Below are 17,405 nucleotides of genomic sequence, written 5' to 3'. Positions count from 1 at the left end.
TATTTCCTAGGACCGTTTGTCATTGAAAGCGGCCCTTCTGGACAGACCTGCCCCGATAAACATCAGGCACAGCGATATCGCCAGGTAGATCACGGTCACGACCAGATAAATTTCAAATGTCTTGAAGGTGGCTGATTCAATCTCACGGCCCGCGCCCGTCAGTTCGATCAGGCCTATCGCCATTGCCAGACTGGTATTCTTAAACAGTAGAAGCGTCTGATTGGTCAGCGTGGGAATAGACACGACAAATGCCTGGGGCAGGATCACCTTGCGCATGGCCTGAAGATAATTGAGTCCAAGCGTTCGCGCCGCCTCCATTTGCCCCGGCGGGATCGAACGGATGGCACTGCGTAAATCTTCCGACACATAGGCGGCGGTTACCAGGCCAATCGCAACGGTTGCGTAGAAAAACTCTCCGCCAATGACATTGATCATATCGTTGACGCTTTCGGGCACAATCGCAGCCACGCCAAAGTACCAGAACAGAATATGCACCAGCATGGGCACGTTCCGATGAAAAGCGACATACAGCGCGATCAGATAATTGATGACTCTGATATTGAGCGTTCGCAATATCGTCAGAAAGCTGCCCAGTCCAAATGCGATCAGCCACGCCAATAGCGTCATTTTCAGCGTGGTAAGCACGCCCTGCAGCACCAGCGCAGGATAGTCGCCGTCGAGCAGCGAGGCAAAATCCAGGGTGTAGTTCATATCCCGCCTATCTTTGCATCAGCCTTTGATTTCTTCCATCTTGAACACCCGTTCAGTATGAAACTGAGTTTGCGGACCGAACCATTTATCGAAGATTGTCTGCGCCTTTCCGGAACTCTCAAGCCCGGCCATGGTTTCGTTGACTTTATCGAGCAGCGCTTTCTCGCCTTTTTTAATGCCCAGACCCCATGGCTCAGTAAACAGCGGTTCATTGATCATGGTCAGCTTGACCGGGGTTTTCTCGGCTCCCTGCTGAAACTTCAGCAGCATCAGTTCAGAGCCCACGAAGCCGTCCACCTTTTTTTGCTGAAGTGCTACAAAAGCCGTGGGCGGGTCCTTGAACGTGACTGTGGTCACATCGGGGATCAGTCGTTTGGCGCCCGCTTCCGAAGACGAGCCGCTTACCGCGCTCACACGCTTGCCGGAAAGATCGCCCGTTTTTGTCAATTTGTCCGCGTCGGCCTGCCGAATCAGAATTTTTTGCGGACTCACATAATCGGCATAACTATAGTCAATCTGTTTTGCCCGATCTGCGGACCAGCCCAGGTTGGCGGCCACCACGTCCACACGACCGGCAACGAGTTCTGGTATGCGCGCCGCGACCGAGATCATTTTTACATCCAGCTTGACGCCCAGATTGTCAGCAATTTCCTTGCACAGATCGACTTCATAACCGACAACTTGACGGGTCTTCGGATCCTGGAAACTGAAAGGCTCGGACGTCCCGAGCGTTCCACAAACAAGGGTGCCACGCGTCTTGATATCATCCAGCGCATTGGCCTGAGCGACATTGGCGCAGGCCAGCATCACAGGCAGAAAGGTAAGTATGGCGTTCAATTTCATGATAAGGCTCCCTGAAATAATCAGTTGTTATACAAGTTGACTGCAGACAGAGGCGATTTTCTCGCATCCTTCTTTAATGGTATCCAAATCGGTTGCAAAACTGAGTCTGATGAATCCTGGCGTTCCGTAGGCACTGCCATCGAGTACGGCAACACCTGCGCTATCGAGCAAGAAGTGGACCACGTCCAGGTCCGTTTCAAGCATCTTGCCCTCCGGCGTTCTTTTGCCCAGTAATCCGTTGACACTCGGGAAAACATAAAATGCGCCCTGCGGTACCGCACACGCGATGCCGGGTATTGCGTTCAGAAGGGGCACAATGATATCGCGTCTTTCCCGAAAAATCCGGCAAGCTTCGCGCACACAAGACTGGTCCTGAGTCAGTGCGGCGACGGCGGCACGCTGGCTCGGTTCGCTGGCGCACGATGTCGTTTGTGATATCAGTGTCGTCATGGCCTTAATCAGATACGCAGGCCCGGCGGCATAACCAATTCGCCATCCAGTCATCGCATAGGCTTTCGAGACGCCATTGACCAACAGTGTCCGCGCATTCAGGTCTTCACTATACGAAGCCAGGGACACATATGCACTGTCGTAACTAAAGTGTTCGTAAATTTCATCGATCATCAGGTGAATCTGCGGGTGCCGCTCAAGTACAGCCAGAATCTGGCCGAACTCTGTCTCCGTATAAATCGCGCCCGTGGGATTGTTCGGACTATTGAGCAGCAGCCATTTGGTTTTGTCCGTAATGGCGCGTTCCAGATCTGCGGCCGAAATTTTAAAGCCGGACTGTTCAGTGCTTTCAACCACAACCGGTTTGCCGCCATTGAGGACCACCATATCGGGGTAGGATACCCAGAATGGCGCGGGAATAATGACCTCGTCCCCTTCGTCCAGGGTCGCTGCCAATGCCGTATAAATCAATTGCTTGGCACCCGTTCCCACAATGAGCTGATCGGGGCTGTACGACAGCCCGTTTTCACGTTCGAATTTTCCCGCGACTGCCTGCAATAGCTCGCGTATACCTACAGACGGAGTGTATTTGGTCGCACCATGACCAATCGCCTCGACGGCTGCGTTCGCAATATGTTCCGGCGTGTCAAGATCGGGTTCGCCAATAGTGAAATCCACGATGTGCCTGCCCGCGGCGCGAAGTGCATCGACCTTCTTTTTCGCAGCCATACTGGGAGAGGCCTTGATGACCTGCATCCGTCTTGCCAGCAATGGATGCTGGTTTGCAACCTGCTCTTTCATCTTATGACAACCCTTTGGCAACAAGCAGTGGATGCAGCCAGCTTTGTTCACTGGCGCCCGACGCAATTTCATTCATGATTTTGTCCTCTTTTTCGGCATGTGCCCTGGCGGCTGCAATCAGGGCATTAGCCTGCGCCGGCGGGAAACTGACAATGCCATCTTCGTCGCCGACGATCACGTCGCCGGGCTGGATGACCTGCCCGCCAATGCTGACCGGCACATTGATCTCTCCGGGACCTTCTTTATAGGGCCCACGATGGACATTGCCCCGCGCATAACATGGAAAGCTGTCATTCTCGAACGCGGCAACGTCGCGAATGGCGCCGTTGACAATCACCCCTGCGCACCCACGTTGCTGCAGATACTTCTTCATGATTTCGCCTATGCAGGCATTACTGATATCTCCAGCCGCATCAATGACCAGCACATGACCGGGCGAGAGCATGGTCATTGCTTTATAGATGTACAGGTTATCGCCCGCACGGGTTTTCACCGTAACTGCTGTGCCGACCAGCTTGCCTGTTCGGTTGTAGCGTTGCAAGCCGATCACGCCAACCTGCCGGTGCAGGTTATCGCTCAAATGGGGGGTCACGATCCCGTTCAAGGCATCGGCAACAGCCGGTTCAAGCACCGGGCTTGACGGATGGATCTGGATTGAAAGTGTGTGCTGTGTCATGATTTTTACTCCTTGCTGACATCATGCACAGAGTCGTTTTTTTCTTAAAGGGAATTTAATGCCTTATTATCAATTCCAAAAAGGAATATAGTCACCTAAACAACCACAATTCATTCTCCCGCGACAGAATTTATTTTGATTCTTCATCAGGTTAACCTTTCTCCCTCACGGGTTGAACCCAAAGAACAAATTGCACCATGCCGGTGCGATTCAGATGCAGATGCAGACAGTCCTAGGGATAATCCTAATGACGAATCGTGTCCCGCAAATGCGCAATAAGCGCCTGCGCTGCGACCGATTGCACCCGGTCGCGCGACTGTACGAGTGAAATCATGCGATTAGGCAGTTCCAGTTCCAGAGGAATAATGGCAATGCTGGGCTTGGTGTAGAGGAAGAGCGATAAGCCAGGCACAATTGAAATACCCATATTATTGGCCACCAGCCCGGCAACCGTCGACAGATTAGCCACTTCCATCTGCGTTATCAGTTTTTCAGGATAGAAAGACGCATCCAGATGTTGCCGGATACTCGTGCTGCGCACGAATTGAATCACGGGGAAGCGCAACATATCGCGTTGACGCAATTTCTTTTTTTTGGCCAGCGGATGATCAATGGAGCAGACGACGTAAAATGCGTCCGAGCACAAGGGCTGGCTGACCAGCTCCGGATGATTTTCACCAACGAATGTCACGGCGAAATCCGCCTTGCGCGCCTTGACCAGCGCCAGGCATTCGTCGGCAGTCACATCAATGAAGGCGACCGACACTCCTGGATAGATCCGGTTGAAATGCGCAACAGCCGGGATGAGACTGCCAACAGTGACAGATGGCAAGGCCGCTACGATCACGTGACCTGCCTTTTTGGAAACATGCTGCTGCAATTCATTGAGCGCATGCTCGAAATCATCCAGCAACTTATCGGCGAACGCGTCAAACAAACGCCCTTCCGGCGTCAGCGTTACGTTGCGTGTATTGCGCTCGAACAATTTGGCCCCTACCAGCTCCTCCAGGTTCTGGATAAGCACGCTGAGTGCAGGTTGTGTCAGATGACACTGACTGGCCGCCTTGGTAAAGTTTTTCTCGCCGGCCAGCGCCTTGAAGGCTTTCAGATGTTTGACAGATAGATTCACAAGTGCAATATCAGGGTGTTAATGAACAGGCGAGCCGCCTGACGCGGCCGCCTTCATGCCCTCTATCGTACTTCAACTCCTGCCTTGGCAACGATATCGACCCACTTTTCTGTTTCCGCTTTTTGGAAGGCGGCCAGCTCATCGGGAGAACTCGATTCCGCCTCAATACCCTGGATTTGCAGGTTTTTCACGATTGCCGGATCATTCAGCGTTTTGACGAACGCCTGGTTCAGTATTTTGATCGCCTCTTCGGGTGTACCAGCAGGCGCATAAGCGGCGAACCAGGCGACCATTTCATAACCCTTGACACCGCTTTCGTCCAGGGTAGGCAAATCCGGCGCGATGTCGGTACGCTTGCTGGTTGACACCGCCAGTGCCCGCAACTTTCCTTCACGTGCCAGTGGCAAAGTGGTCGCCGCATCGGCAATCATCATCTGGATCTGGCCGCCCACGGTATCGACCACAGCCTGGGGGTTGCTTTTATAATCCACATTGCTGATTTTGGTACCAGTAAGGATTTTGAAGAGCTCGCCGCCAATCCTGGCCGACGTGCTGCCACTGCCAAAAAACACTTTATCGGGATTCTGCTTCAGATAATCAATATATTCCGGCACGGTTTTGGACGGAATGCTTTTGGGATTCACCACCAGTACCAGCGGAATATTGCCCAATTTGGAAATAGGTGCGAAATCTTTGACCGGATCATAAGGCAGTTTTTTGAATAGCGCAGAGTTACTGGCATGGGTCGTGTTGGAAGTCACGAAAATATGGTAACCATCGGGTTTAGCGCGGGCAATTTCCTGTGCTGCAATAAAGCCACTGGCACCCCCTTTGTTTTCCACCACAACCGTCTGTCCGACCTGTTTTGATACATTTTCCGCCAGTACCCTGGCCAGTTTATCGGTACCACTGCCCGCGCCAAACGGCACCACAAACGTGATCGGCCTGTCGGGATACGCCGCCAGGGCCGGACTGCCCGCCAAAACCACGCCGGCGATCGCGGTTGAAATAATGTATTTGAAATTCTTCATTTTCATTTTATGTCTCCTGTTCTATTTATATTTGCACCGGCATATCCAGCAACCGGAACGAATTTGATTTACCGTGTTTGTCCAGATTCAGGCTCGTATTCACGCCGCCCTCCAGAACGTTATCAATCACAAAATTCAGGGCGTTAAGATTAGGCAATTCGTAGCGCACCACATGCGTTGCGCCACGATGAGCAAACCATGCCTTGACCTTTTCCGCACTGACCTGTTCCAGCAATAGCGGCCAATGCTTTTCATCATAGGCAATCAGACTGATATTCAGGCGATTGCCTTTGTCCCCCGCACGCGCGTGCGCGATTTCATGCAGTTTGATCGTGTTTGTCATTACGCCTCTCCCGACACATAGCGCCAGCTTTCCCGCACAAGATCACGCGGAACCAGATAGGACACGGTCCGCACACTGCTTTTGACTGAAGTGCGAACGCCCCCACCACCTGCCGGACCGCAACAGTACAGGGCGTTGACCTCGTGCATCAGACGCTCGACAGTCCTTTTCTCAGGTGCATTGACGGCCAGCCGCAAGCGCACGTCCTGTGCATTCTCTACCGGCGTGTGTGCACGCAAGGTCCCGTCATCCGAGTCCAGCACGCTCACCACACCAAGCAGATCGCACCGAAAGCGACATGGCTCGCTCAACAGCTTCGCGCGCTCACCCAGTATGTCCGCCGCCAGTAACGCACGCTTGCCGGCGTTCGGGCCGGCATAAGATATTTCGCCTTCACCGAACCAGTCGCCCATGAATGACACCGTCGCCTTAAGCGTATCGGGTCGTGCCCGGCCGCGAGCGCCCGTCAACCCAACCTGATTCGGCGCAATTTGCTCAAGCTGCACGGCGCAGATATCAAGAATGACATCGGGTGTCAGGTAACTGGCCGGATCATGTATTTCATACAGCATCTGCTCTTTCACAGTCATCAGATTGACTGTTCCACCGGTATTGTCAGCCTTGCCAATCATGATTTTCCCGTCATCAAATAATTCTGCAACAGGAAAACCAACATGAGCCACATCAGGAACATCCTTATAACCCGGGTCCGCGAAATAACCACCCGTCACCTGTGATCCACACTCAAGCAGGTGACCTGCCAGTGTGGCTGCTGCCAGCCGGTCCCAGTCCTGCCAATCCCAGTTAAAATGAGCCATGGCAGGCCCCACAGTCAGGGCAGGATCAGCTACCCGCCCGGTAATCACAATCTGGGCACCGTCGGTCAGCGCCTGCGCGATTGCCGCCGCCCCCAAATAAACATTTGCAGCGATGGGCGCACCGGCCCCGGTAGCCAGTTCGCGATCGCCTTCCCAGATCTGCATTTCGGCAAGATCCACTTTTGAAAGAATATCGTCACCTTCGACAACCGCAATTTTGAGGCCGTCCAGATTCTGTGTCCGAGCGAGTGCCTGGATCGTTCTGGCTGCGGCGACCGGGTTGGCCGCACCAAAATTGCTCACAATTGGAATGCCATGCTCAACACAATCTTTCAGTATCGGTGCCAGCACCTCCTCCAGCAGTGGCTCAAACCCAAGTTCGGGATTCTGGTTTTTCGCCAACTGACCCAAAGCCAGGGTGCGCTCAGCCAGCATCTCAAAAATAAGCACGGCCGGTTGCTCACGCGCAATTAATGTACTCACGACCGCCTGCGCTGCATCGATCCGGTCGCCCGAAAAACCTGCGCCACAGCCGATCAATAAACTTTGCATATTGCCTCCAGATGCTATTTAAATCATTTATCAATCTATTCTATTGAATTTCAATTGAAAAAATAAATTGATTGTTTTGATCAATTCATAAAATTATTGTATTAATCAATCCAGTTCGTTTGTCAAAAACGCGTATTAAATTTGTCTTATTTAAACCTGCGTCCTGTATACTTTTCGTTAAGACCTCTACACAAACGTTTCTCATTGGGATTGATGATGCATCCATTTGTTGATGGCGGCCTGCAGAACGTGTGGCTAAGGAACGGTTATCGGATAAAAGAGACCAAAAATGGCAGGAGCGTCATCGTCCATAATCCACAGGGCCTCAAAAGAACCCTATGCAGCGCGCTTTGCGTGAAAAGCATCCCGTTGACCGGCGCTGAGTTTCGCTATTTGTGCACGGAACTGCATTTATCGTCAGCTGTGCTTTGCAAACGCCTGGCACTGACCGAATCACAATTGCTGGAATGGGAATCGGCCAGCAGAATCCCCCGACACGCCGATACCTTTATTCGCATCATGTACGCCGTCCATCTGGACAGACCTGAACGGGTAAAACGCCTGGACAGCAGCGCGCTGACCATGAATCAGAAGATCTATTTTGTCATGCAACACACGGACAAAGGCTGGATCTTGCAGGAATCGCTTGATCAGCCCATGCCAGCCACGGGCGCACGGGCGAGCGATTCGGATCCGCAATTGGCTACAGACCGGGATTCGTTAGCCTGATCAAAAAAATAATGTCACCACGGAAGAAAACCGTCCGTGGTGACATTACTAATTAGTATTATCACAAATGAATATTCAAGCCAGGTTGCGCAACTTGGGCTCCCGCGCCCACTGCCGCGTTTTGGCCAGTTTGATAAACGCCTTGATATCCTCGGGAGCGACAACCCCCGCATCAGGCGTAATGCCGGCCGCCTCCAGAATTTTATGTGTTCCCTTACAGGCCGCGATCACTTTCAAATGTCCGAATGCATCCCGGAACCAATCCACTGCCGCCGCTTCGTTGACCAGTTTTTCCGCTTCGGCCATCGGCAAAATACTGACGACACCGTCAAACACGATGGAAGGCGTACCGGCAAGCTGGCCGTCGGCCGTCACATAGGTCCCGTCCTTGAGCGTCACGCCACGTTTCTGTGCCACCAGTTTTACTTGGGCGCCGGCCTTCTCCACTGCGTTTTTCATGGCATCGATGCTTTCATTGTTCGAACCGTCGGCGACCAATATGCCGATAGTCCTGCCCTCCAGCGTATCTTTCATTCTATCGATAATACGCAGTGCCGGAGACAGGTCCAGATCCTTAACCGGAACAAAGGGCGCAACGGCGGCCGGTAGCGACTTGAGCCCCAACCCGTCTCCGACGCGCTTTGCAAGGCTTTCATCAACAGTACGCAACTGACTGATCACCGCCAGTCGCACATGTTCTGTTTCCACCTTGGAGAGTTCAAAAACCAGCGCAGACGCCAGGTGCGCCTGCTCGGTCTCGGATTGGCTACGGAAAAACATTCTGGCCTGACTGTAATGATCCGCAAAACTGTCGGCCCGGATGCGCGACTTGACGCCCTCTGCCTGCACGGCGGCACTGTGAAAGCCCGTCTTCTGGCTGGCACGCGGCTTGTCCGCTTCAAGACTTTGCGGTTCGTACGCAGTTCGACCTTTATACACCTGCGTCTGCATATGGCCATCTCGTTGCATATTATGAAACGGACACTTGGGCGCATTGACCGGGATCTGGGTAAAATTCGGGCCGCCCAGTCGAATCAGCTGGGTATCAAGATAAGAAAACAGTCGGCCCTGCAGTAGCGGATCGTCGGAAAAATCAATACCCGGAACAATATTGGCCGGGCAGAATGCCACCTGCTCGGTTTCCGCAAAGAAATTATCCGGCCAGCGATTGAGTACCATCCGGCCGATGATTTTCAACGGCACCAGTTCTTCGGGGATGAGTTTAGTGGAGTCCAGGTGATCAAACGGAAATGCGTCGGCCTCTTCCTGTGTAAACAGTTGTACGCCAAGCTCCCATTCAGGATAGTGACCATTCTGGATAGCCTCGAAGAAATCGCGACGGTGAAAGTCAGGGTCGGCGCCGGCCAGTTTAACCGCCTCATCCCATACTGTAGATTGCAGGCCGATTTTCGGACGCCAGTGAAATTTGACAAATGTGCTTTGGCCCTCCTTGTTCACCAGCCGGAAACTGTGAATACCAAAACCCTCAATCATGCGTAATGAGCGTGGAATGGCCCGATCACTCATTGCCCACATGACCATGTGCATGGACTCGGGCATCAGTGAAATAAAATCCCAGAAGGTATCATGTGCGCTGGCGGCCTGGGGAAACCCACGGTCGGGCTCCATTTTAACCGCGTGGATCAGGTCAGGAAACTTCATCGCATCCTGGATGAAAAAGACCGGAATGTTATTGCCGACCAGATCCCAGTTGCCCTGGTTGGTATAAAACTTGACCGCAAAGCCACGTACATCACGTGGCGTGTCCACCGAACCGCTGCCGCCAGCCACGGTCGAAAATCGACAGAAGACCGGCGTCTGCACGTTTTTTTCGGTCAGAATGTTTGCGGTCGTATATTTCGACAGTGACTGGGTCAATTCAAAATACCCGTGAGCGCCCGTCCCGCGGGCATGGACGATGCGTTCAGGGATTCGTTCATGATCAAAATGGGTGATTTTTTCCCGAAGAACAAAATCTTCGAGCAGCGTCGGACCCCGTGGCGTAGCCCGCAGGGAATTCTGATTATCACTGATTGCCAGGCCCTGCTGCGTAGTCATGACCGGGTGGGTGCCCCCAGCCTGCTGCTGCGGTTCGCCGGCGTTGCCGACTTCATTTTTTTTTGCACCTTTGGCGGGGCGGGAAACCGATTTCTTCGAACTTGACTTCATTAGCATCTCCTTAAAACGGAACTTGAATAATGATCAGTTGAAACGAAAAGCGGGGTCACGGTAACCATGCGGCATTGTTCACTGGTGAAAATGCGGCTGATCGTTGCCAGGCGGGCAAACCCTCACCCCGGAATATGACAAAACCAGTATGCCATATTCTGTCCGGGTAGGTGTGATAGTATCGGGGAAAGGAAAGTAACCGCAAGTGTCATGACAGGCGTCGATGGGCGCGCACGACCGCCAGTACTTGCGGGGAAGACATTTGCGCTGCTATCAGCCTTTCTGGTTCACGACTTTTTCAGAAAGTTCGTTGCCATGATATTTTTTATATATATCATTCAATTTTCCGTTCTTCAGATTTTCAAGAATCCACTTATCCAGCCAGGCCTTTAGCTCTGGATTATTCTTGGGCATAGCGATACCCAGCATAAACTCGTGCTGCACGAATTTCGTTTCGAACGGATTTTTAGTCTGCTTCTTATTGATCTCCGCCACGATAGGCCATTGCGACGAGACCGCCTGCACCTGACCGGAGACCCCTGCCGTCACCAGCGTGGCATCATCCTCGAAGCGGCGGATATTGGCATCCTTGGCGTTCTTTGTCACATCGGCGTCATTTACCGTGGCGCGCGTCACTCCCAGGCGTAGCCCCTTGAGATCAGCATAATCCTTGATTTGTACATCCTTGGGCGCGGCCACAATCGTCTGCAGCGACGCATACGGAACGGTAAAGTCCACCACCTTTGCACGTTCCGGCGTGATCGATAAGCTGGATACGGTCAGGTCTGCCTTGCCGGTCTGAATTGCAGGCACGCGCGCCGCATTTGTGATCTGCACCAGATCCAGCTTGACGCCAAGATCCTGAGCCAGCAGTTTGGCGGTATCCACATCAGACCCTTCCGGCTCCATATTGGCGTTGGCATAACTGAACATGGGGACCCCCATTGCCACCGCCACCCGGATAGTGCCATTTTCCTTGATCTTCGCGAGTGCGTCAGCATGGCTCACTGCGCAGAATCCCATCAAGCCCAAACCGAAACCGGCGACTCTCAATGCCTGTATTAATTTCATTTGTCTTCTACCTTATTGATATAGTGTGCTGCGTTCAACTGCTACAGTCCGGTACCTACAAATTCCTGCAGCTCCCGGGTTTCGGGACGGGTCAGTATTTCCGGGCCGCCGGTTTCCCATACCATTCCCTGATACATAAAAATCACCTTGTCTGCAATCCGGCGCGCAAAAGACATTTCGTGCGTGACCAGCACCATGGTCATGCCGCCTTTGGCAAGATCTTCAATGACTTTAAGCACCTCACCTGTCAGTTGGGGATCGAGCGCCGACGTCACTTCATCAAACAACATGACTTTGGGTTCCATTGCCAGCGACCGGGCGATGGCAACCCGCTGTTGCTGCCCGCCGGACAGCTGTTCTGGATAGCTGTCTGCCTTGGCCGCTAATCCCACTTTGTCCAGAACATACTCTGCCTTGCTGTTGCATTCGTCGCGGGAAAGCCTGCGCACGTGTTTGAGGGCAAGCATGATGTTCTGCCGCACCGTCAGATGTGGAAACAGGTTATAACTTTGGAACACAATGCCTACGTCCTTGCGCAACTCACGCAGATTGACAGTTCCTGTCCCCAGTTCGTGCCCGCAGACTGAGATAGAGCCACTATTGATCGTTTCCAGATGGTCCATGCAACGCAATGCCGTACTTTTGCCCGACCCGCTCTGCCCGATTATCGCCACCACCTCACCACGCTCTATTTCAAACGACACGCCCTTCAGGACTTCGTTATCCCCGAATTTCTTGTGCACATCGCGCACATTAACGATTGCCGACATTCAGTTTCCTCTCCATGGCCCGGCTCCATAACGACAATGGATAGCAGAGCAGAAAATAAAAAATACCCACCAGCACAAACACCAGAAAGGGCTGGAACAGCGAATTGTTGATAATCTGGCCGGCACGGGTCAGCTCGACAAACCCCACAACTGAAGCCAGCGAAGTCAGCTTGATGACCTGGACCAGGTAGCCGACGGACGGTGGCAATGACATGCGCAATGCCTGGGGGATAATGACCAGGATCAGCGATTGCCAGCGCGACAACCCAAGGCATTCCGATGCTTCCCACTGCGTCTTTTCGATCGCCTGTACGCTGCCCCGCCAGATCTCACCCAGAAACGAACTCACATGAATCATCAAGGCGACGGCCGAAGCGATCAGCGGCGCCACGTTGATGCCGAAAATACCTACTCCGAAATACACGATGAACAGCAAGACCAGCAACGGAATACCCTGGATAATCTGTATGTACGCAGAGGTCAGGATGCGCAAGGGCCGGTGCACCGACACGCGCGCCAGCATCACGCCGAACCCTGCCACCGACCCCAGCACGAAAGACAACGCGGAAAGTACCAGGGTCCAGCCCACACCCTTGAGCAAATACAATAGTTGTACCGAAGAAAAGGTATCCATCTGCTTACCCCTTGACCGTAACGGCCGATGTTTTGCGCGCCACCGGTTTTTGCTTGCGCCCTGCCGCGTTACCCTGCGCAGAACGACGTTGCGCCTGTGCAATTACACGCTTGCGACGAAACAGAATCAACTCGCCCATCCAGAACAGCATGCGCAAGACAACCGCCAGCAACAGATAAAGCGCAGCTACGACGATATAGGATTCCAGCGACAGGAACGTTTCCGATTGCACGTTGTTCGCGACGGCCGTCAGTTCTTCGGTCGATATCTGCGATGTGATGGAAGACATGAGCATCATCAGAATAAACTGGCTTGTGATCGCGGGATACACTTTCTCGAAAGCGGGGAGCATGATGACATGCCAGTAGATGCGAGGTGTGGACAAGCCAAGACATTCAGCCGCCTCGAGCTGTCCGCGGGGTATCGCGTCCATGCCCGCGCGAATAATTTCCGAGGAATAAGCGCCTACATTAATTACCATCGCAATGACGGCGGCCACCGCCGCCGGCATCTGCAGGCCAATACTGGACAGACCGAAATAAAAAATGAATATCTGCACCAGAAATGGTGTATTGCGAATCGTCTCGACGTAGACGGCACAGATGCGATTGATCCAGCGGTAACGGCTGCGGCTGCCGATCGAACATAAAACGCCAATCACAAGACCAAAGACGGTGGAGGCCAGAGTCAGTTCCAGCGTCAGGACTGCGCCGCTCAGAAACGTATTCCAATAGGGAAGCAGTCCCGCGAAATTGAAATCATACTGCACGCATTTCTCCCATTCCGATCAACCTCCGGAATACCAACCCTGTCATCAATTGAGTGTCTCGAACGGGCCCTGCGCGGTAAATGCGCCTCCCTGATAGACGGCAACGGGATCATCGGCAGCGGGCATGGGCTGCTGCTCGACCTGTTCCCGGAATAGCTCGGAGGTATCCCTGGCTACAAAATTAAGATGGGCCGCCAAACGGTTGTCCCACCAGACGCGTTTGTTGTCTGATATCCCGTACACGATGGTGTGTCCTACTTGCGGGGTGACCAGTCCACAACGGATCAATTCTGTGAGATCGCGGGCACTGATCCAGGTGTGCATCATGCGACGATCCTTGACAACGGGAAACGACGAGCCGATGCGAATACTCACAGTCTCAATGCCATAGCGATCAAAATAGAAATTGGCCATCTCCTCGCCATAGGCCTTGGACAAGCCATAATAGCCATCCGGTCTGCGCGGCACGCTCGCGTCGATGGTTTCATTCTGACGATAAAAGCCAATAGCGTGATTGGAACTGGCAAAGATCACTCTATTGACACCATGCCTGCGTGCGCCTTCGTAGATATGGAATACGCCCTTGATATTCGCTTCGAGTATTTCCTCGAAAGGCCGCTCCACCGAAACGCCGCCCATATGCACAATGGCATCGCAACCGGCCACCAACTGGTCAACCGCCGCCTTGTCCGCCAGATTGCACAATATCAGCTCTTCGCCCTCCTCTGCCTTTGGTCTGTCAGCAGGGGCAACGATATCCGACAGCCGGATTATGTCCGAAAATGGTTTGAGGGTCTGGCGCAGCACGGTGCCCAGCCCGCCGGCGGCACCGGTCAGCAGAAGGCGTTTGAAGGGTTTTGTCTCTTGCACGAAAATTCCAGCTGAAATACGGATGATGTATGCTTATCATTGTTGTATGTTATCTGACATCTTGGAATTATCGTTTACCCTGAAAATAAACACAAATGTGTTTCAGGGGAAAAGCGCTCCCCTGCAGGGCTTTGCAAAGAATTCAGTCAACCGCTTCGAGGATTTTCTGCGCGCGCAACAGCAACGGTTTGTCTATCAGCTTTCCGTCCACGGCAATGGCACCAGCGCCCTTGCTTTGCACTGCGGCAATCACTTTTTCAGCCCAGCTGATTTCAGCAGCACCCGGCGCAAATCCCGTGTTGACTGATTCGATCTGCGCAGGATGAATGCACAGTTTGGCCCCGAAACCAAATTTTCTTGATTGCAACACATCTCGCTTTAACTGCTCTTCGTTTCGGAAATCAACCGTCACGCCGTCAATGGGAGCAGCCACGCCAGCAAGACGCGACGCCAGTACCAGTGACGTGCGAACAAAATGCAGATGCTCTTCTTCTCCGGCTATACCTGCATCAATGCAAAAGTCCACTGACCCGAAAGCCAGTCGCGAGACGCCTTTTACAGAGGCAATCTCACGGGCGGCATCCCACCCGCGCACTGTTTCGATCAGGGGGATCAGTTCCTGGTTGGCATTGAGCGTATTTGCAAGCGCAGACAGTGCATCTACTTTCTCGGCCTTCGGCAACATGACACCTGCAATATGCGCAGATTGCAGCAGCGCGCAATCTTTTTCATACCAGGCGGTATTGACGTCATTGACTCTAAGAAACAGGCGCGGCCCGCTCGCGTGCAGCGTTACGCCCTGCAGCCAGGTTGCGATCGCCTGACGCGCAGTATCCTTTGCGTCGGGTTCAACCGCATCTTCCAGGTCGATAATGACAACATGAGCATGCGTGGCCATCGCTTTGTCAAAGCGCTCCGCACGGTCGCCCGGCACAAATAAATAGCTTTTCTCTTTCATTTGAGTCCTCCTGTGAAATGCGGTCGGGTTCTGATCAGTAAAATCATGGATGCGATAGTGGGTATCAGTAAAGCGAGAAAGCCGTAACCGAATCCGCCCGTCGCCTGGGAGATCAGCCCGATCGCAGGCGGTCCAAGCACCACGCCCAGGTAGGTTACTGCGAGGGTTCCGCCGGTGACCGAACCCGATTTTCCTTCGGGCGCACGCTTGGCGACTTCTGCCAGATAGACCCCATTCCAGCCAATCGCCGTCGCTCCAAAAACCGCAAACACGAAAATGATCCACCATTGGCTTGCGTTGGCGTCAATATAAAATACGCCGATGGCCGACATCAGCATACCGGCAGCCAGGGCAAGCAAGACACTCCATGTGGAGAAAAAATTATCCGCCAGATAACCCCATAAAATCCGGCCGATCACGCCCGCTGCCTGAGAGACAGACAGAAAGACGCCCGCCAGTACCAGCGATGTTCCTACTTCACTGTGCAGAAACGTAATGGCATACGTCATTAATGTCAGTTGGCATACCGAAAAGCAGAAGGAACAAATTGCCAGGGTTCGCAGGACAGGAATCTGGAAAATCATTCTCAGCGCATCGATGAATTCGTCCCGAAAGGATTTGGCGGCAGCCGTTGCCTTGGGCTCCCATGAGCGGGGAGCAAGGAACGACACCAGGGCACAAATAAAGAGCACGACGCATATTATGCCCAGCGCACTGCGCCAGCCCACCAGTTCCTGCAAGGTGGGCATCACCATCGCCGCCAGCACGCCACCCAATGGCACACCGGTCTGCTTGATTGAAAACGTCAGGCTTAGCCTGTGCATCGGCGTGTTTTTGATCAGAATCTGGGAGCTGCAAGGGGTCACGGGACCATATCCAAGACCAATAAAGACCCCCGCAAGCGCCAGGGTCGCAATGGAAGGAATCAGCACAAAAAGCGTCACGCCGACGGCTGATGACACAATACACAGGGCACTAAGCCTGATGGGGCCAATGATGGTCAGCATCGCACCTGCACTCAGGCTGCTGACCATGGCAGACAGATACGCAACGGCAATGTAAAAACCAATATAAGTGGCAGGCACGCTCAATGTCGTGGACAGCACCGGGGCCATTACCGGCGGCACCAGCAGAATCATTGACGCCAGCGCCTGAATGGTGAGTGTCAGAATCAGAACCAGCCAGGCCTGTCGCCCGGATGCCGCACCCGGCACCGGTGTGCGGGAAAATTCGCTCATGGCTGACTCGCTACGGGTACCTGATTATGCTTCGACACGCCATTCCCGATTGAAGACAGAATGATAAGAATAACGATCGGCAGCGTGCGTGCTGACCGCCACTTCAATCAGCTCGCCTTTTCGATTGCGGTATTTTCTAACGATCTTCAGACAGGGGCTGCCTGCCCTGGCCTGCAATTGCGTCGCGTGAGCGCGGGTCAGCGAGATCGCATCGATTTGCTGATCGACCGTGGCGATAGTTTCGCCAAACTGCTGTTCAATATTGGAGTGAATGGCTTCATGCTGCTCACCCAGCACACCGCGGATGGATCGAAATGCAGGATGGATCCAGATTTCCGTTACACAAATGGGCAAAGGATTGTCTGCTACAAATCGCTTGCCCTGCAAATGCAGCCAGGTTTCTCCGGCCGTGCCTTCGACCAGCGCGCTTTGCGCTTCGGTCAGGGCGATGATTTCCTGTTTTTCGATGACAAGTGTCGTATCGGTCGCGTACTGATACAGATCGGAAATACCTGCCATGTTCTGGCTGTAGGCACTCGTGGCCTTACTGGACACAACCTTGGTGCCAACGCCGGGCTGGCGCGTTACCAAGCCTGATTGCACCAGCTTTTTCAATGCTTCCCTTGCCGTAAAACGACTGATGCCGAACTGCGTGCACAACTCCTGTTCGGTGGGCAGCAGATCGCCTACCGCATACTTTCCGTCGGCGATTTCGGCCACCAGTGTTTTGGCCAGTTGCATATATCGCGGCTGGCTGGTATTGAGCAACGAATCATGAAAAGCGTCAGCTGACCTTGCCATCTTTGTGCCTCAAAAAACTTCTATTATAGTGAGCTGACATTG

Annotated in this window: 18 protein-coding genes; 1 reads left to right on the top strand and 17 read right to left on the bottom strand. The window is 53.2% G+C overall.

All coding sequences use genetic code 11. The annotated features are described in order from the left end of the window. Positions 1-6 precede the first annotated feature (6 nt). From W822_RS34765 to W822_RS34730, 8 genes are all read right to left on the bottom strand, one after another. On the bottom strand, positions 7-711 hold the full coding sequence (locus W822_RS34765; protein WP_024005262.1) for an amino acid ABC transporter permease: 705 nt from the start codon (positions 709-711) through the stop codon (positions 7-9). A gap of 18 nt (positions 712-729) precedes the next feature. Then, on the bottom strand, positions 730-1,554 hold the full coding sequence (locus tag W822_RS34760) for an ABC transporter substrate-binding protein (RefSeq protein ID WP_024005261.1): 825 nt from the start codon (positions 1,552-1,554) through the stop codon (positions 730-732). A gap of 27 nt (positions 1,555-1,581) precedes the next feature. After that, positions 1,582-2,805: a pyridoxal phosphate-dependent aminotransferase gene (locus W822_RS34755; RefSeq protein WP_031242722.1), complete on the bottom strand. Its 1,224-nt coding sequence runs from the start codon at positions 2,803-2,805 to the stop codon at positions 1,582-1,584. Position 2,806: 1 nt separating this feature from the next. Then, positions 2,807-3,481, bottom strand: a complete 675-nt coding sequence (locus W822_RS34750; protein WP_024005259.1) for an RraA family protein — start codon at positions 3,479-3,481, stop codon at positions 2,807-2,809. Positions 3,482-3,725: 244 nt separating this feature from the next. Beyond that, positions 3,726-4,610 carry a LysR family transcriptional regulator gene (locus W822_RS34745; RefSeq protein ID WP_024005258.1) on the bottom strand — a complete coding sequence of 295 codons (885 nt, stop codon included), beginning with the start codon at positions 4,608-4,610 and terminating at the stop codon, positions 3,726-3,728. A 62-nt stretch (positions 4,611-4,672) separates the two neighbouring features. Then, positions 4,673-5,647 (bottom strand): Bug family tripartite tricarboxylate transporter substrate binding protein, encoded by a 975-nt coding sequence (locus tag W822_RS34740; protein ID WP_253272263.1) that lies wholly within the window; start codon positions 5,645-5,647, stop codon positions 4,673-4,675. A 19-nt stretch (positions 5,648-5,666) separates the two neighbouring features. Further along, positions 5,667-5,984 carry an AtuA-related protein gene (locus W822_RS34735; protein ID WP_024005256.1) on the bottom strand — a complete coding sequence of 106 codons (318 nt, stop codon included), beginning with the start codon at positions 5,982-5,984 and terminating at the stop codon, positions 5,667-5,669. Beyond that, positions 5,984-7,354 carry an acyclic terpene utilization AtuA family protein gene (locus tag W822_RS34730; RefSeq protein WP_024005255.1) on the bottom strand — a complete coding sequence of 457 codons (1,371 nt, stop codon included), beginning with the start codon at positions 7,352-7,354 and terminating at the stop codon, positions 5,984-5,986. Before W822_RS34730 ends, W822_RS34735 begins: the two co-directional genes overlap by 1 nt. 354 nt (positions 7,355-7,708) lie before the next feature. Here W822_RS34730 and W822_RS45850 point away from each other — a divergent pair, with 354 nt between their 5' ends. Further along, positions 7,709-8,083 carry a helix-turn-helix domain-containing protein gene (locus W822_RS45850; protein WP_155848105.1) on the top strand — a complete coding sequence of 125 codons (375 nt, stop codon included), beginning with the start codon at positions 7,709-7,711 and terminating at the stop codon, positions 8,081-8,083. Between the two features lie 75 nt (positions 8,084-8,158). Here the strand turns inward: W822_RS45850 and W822_RS34725 are convergent, their stop codons facing one another. From W822_RS34725 to W822_RS34685, 9 genes are all read right to left on the bottom strand, one after another. Continuing rightward, positions 8,159-10,252 carry a catalase gene (locus tag W822_RS34725; RefSeq protein WP_024005253.1) on the bottom strand — a complete coding sequence of 698 codons (2,094 nt, stop codon included), beginning with the start codon at positions 10,250-10,252 and terminating at the stop codon, positions 8,159-8,161. 273 nt (positions 10,253-10,525) lie between these two features. Next, positions 10,526-11,323, bottom strand: a complete 798-nt coding sequence (locus W822_RS34720) for a transporter substrate-binding domain-containing protein (protein WP_024005252.1) — start codon at positions 11,321-11,323, stop codon at positions 10,526-10,528. Between the two features lie 41 nt (positions 11,324-11,364). Beyond that, complete coding sequence (locus W822_RS34715) at positions 11,365-12,093, bottom strand: amino acid ABC transporter ATP-binding protein (protein ID WP_024005251.1); 729 nt, start codon at positions 12,091-12,093, stop codon at positions 11,365-11,367. Further along, positions 12,077-12,727 carry an amino acid ABC transporter permease gene (locus W822_RS34710; RefSeq protein WP_024005250.1) on the bottom strand — a complete coding sequence of 217 codons (651 nt, stop codon included), beginning with the start codon at positions 12,725-12,727 and terminating at the stop codon, positions 12,077-12,079. The genes W822_RS34715 and W822_RS34710 overlap by 17 nt, the downstream gene beginning before the upstream one ends. 4 nt (positions 12,728-12,731) lie before the next feature. Beyond that, positions 12,732-13,496: an amino acid ABC transporter permease gene (locus W822_RS34705; RefSeq protein WP_024005249.1), complete on the bottom strand. Its 765-nt coding sequence runs from the start codon at positions 13,494-13,496 to the stop codon at positions 12,732-12,734. Positions 13,497-13,541: 45 nt separating this feature from the next. Then, on the bottom strand, positions 13,542-14,366 hold the full coding sequence (locus W822_RS34700; protein ID WP_024005248.1) for an NAD-dependent epimerase/dehydratase family protein: 825 nt from the start codon (positions 14,364-14,366) through the stop codon (positions 13,542-13,544). Between the two features lie 142 nt (positions 14,367-14,508). After that, entirely contained in the window at positions 14,509-15,324 is an 816-nt protein-coding gene (locus tag W822_RS34695) for an HpcH/HpaI aldolase/citrate lyase family protein (RefSeq protein WP_024005247.1), read from the bottom strand. Continuing rightward, positions 15,321-16,562, bottom strand: coding sequence for an MFS transporter (locus W822_RS34690; protein ID WP_051401670.1), 1,242 nt, complete (start codon positions 16,560-16,562; stop codon positions 15,321-15,323). The genes W822_RS34695 and W822_RS34690 overlap by 4 nt, the downstream gene beginning before the upstream one ends. Before the next feature lie 24 nt (positions 16,563-16,586). Continuing rightward, positions 16,587-17,363, bottom strand: coding sequence for a GntR family transcriptional regulator (locus W822_RS34685; protein WP_024005245.1), 777 nt, complete (start codon positions 17,361-17,363; stop codon positions 16,587-16,589). Positions 17,364-17,405: the final 42 nt, after the last annotated feature.

Source organism: Advenella kashmirensis W13003, assembly GCF_000506985.1.
GTDB lineage: Bacteria > Pseudomonadota > Gammaproteobacteria > Burkholderiales > Burkholderiaceae_B > Advenella > Advenella kashmirensis_A.
This window is presented reverse-complemented; position numbering and strand designations above follow the sequence as displayed.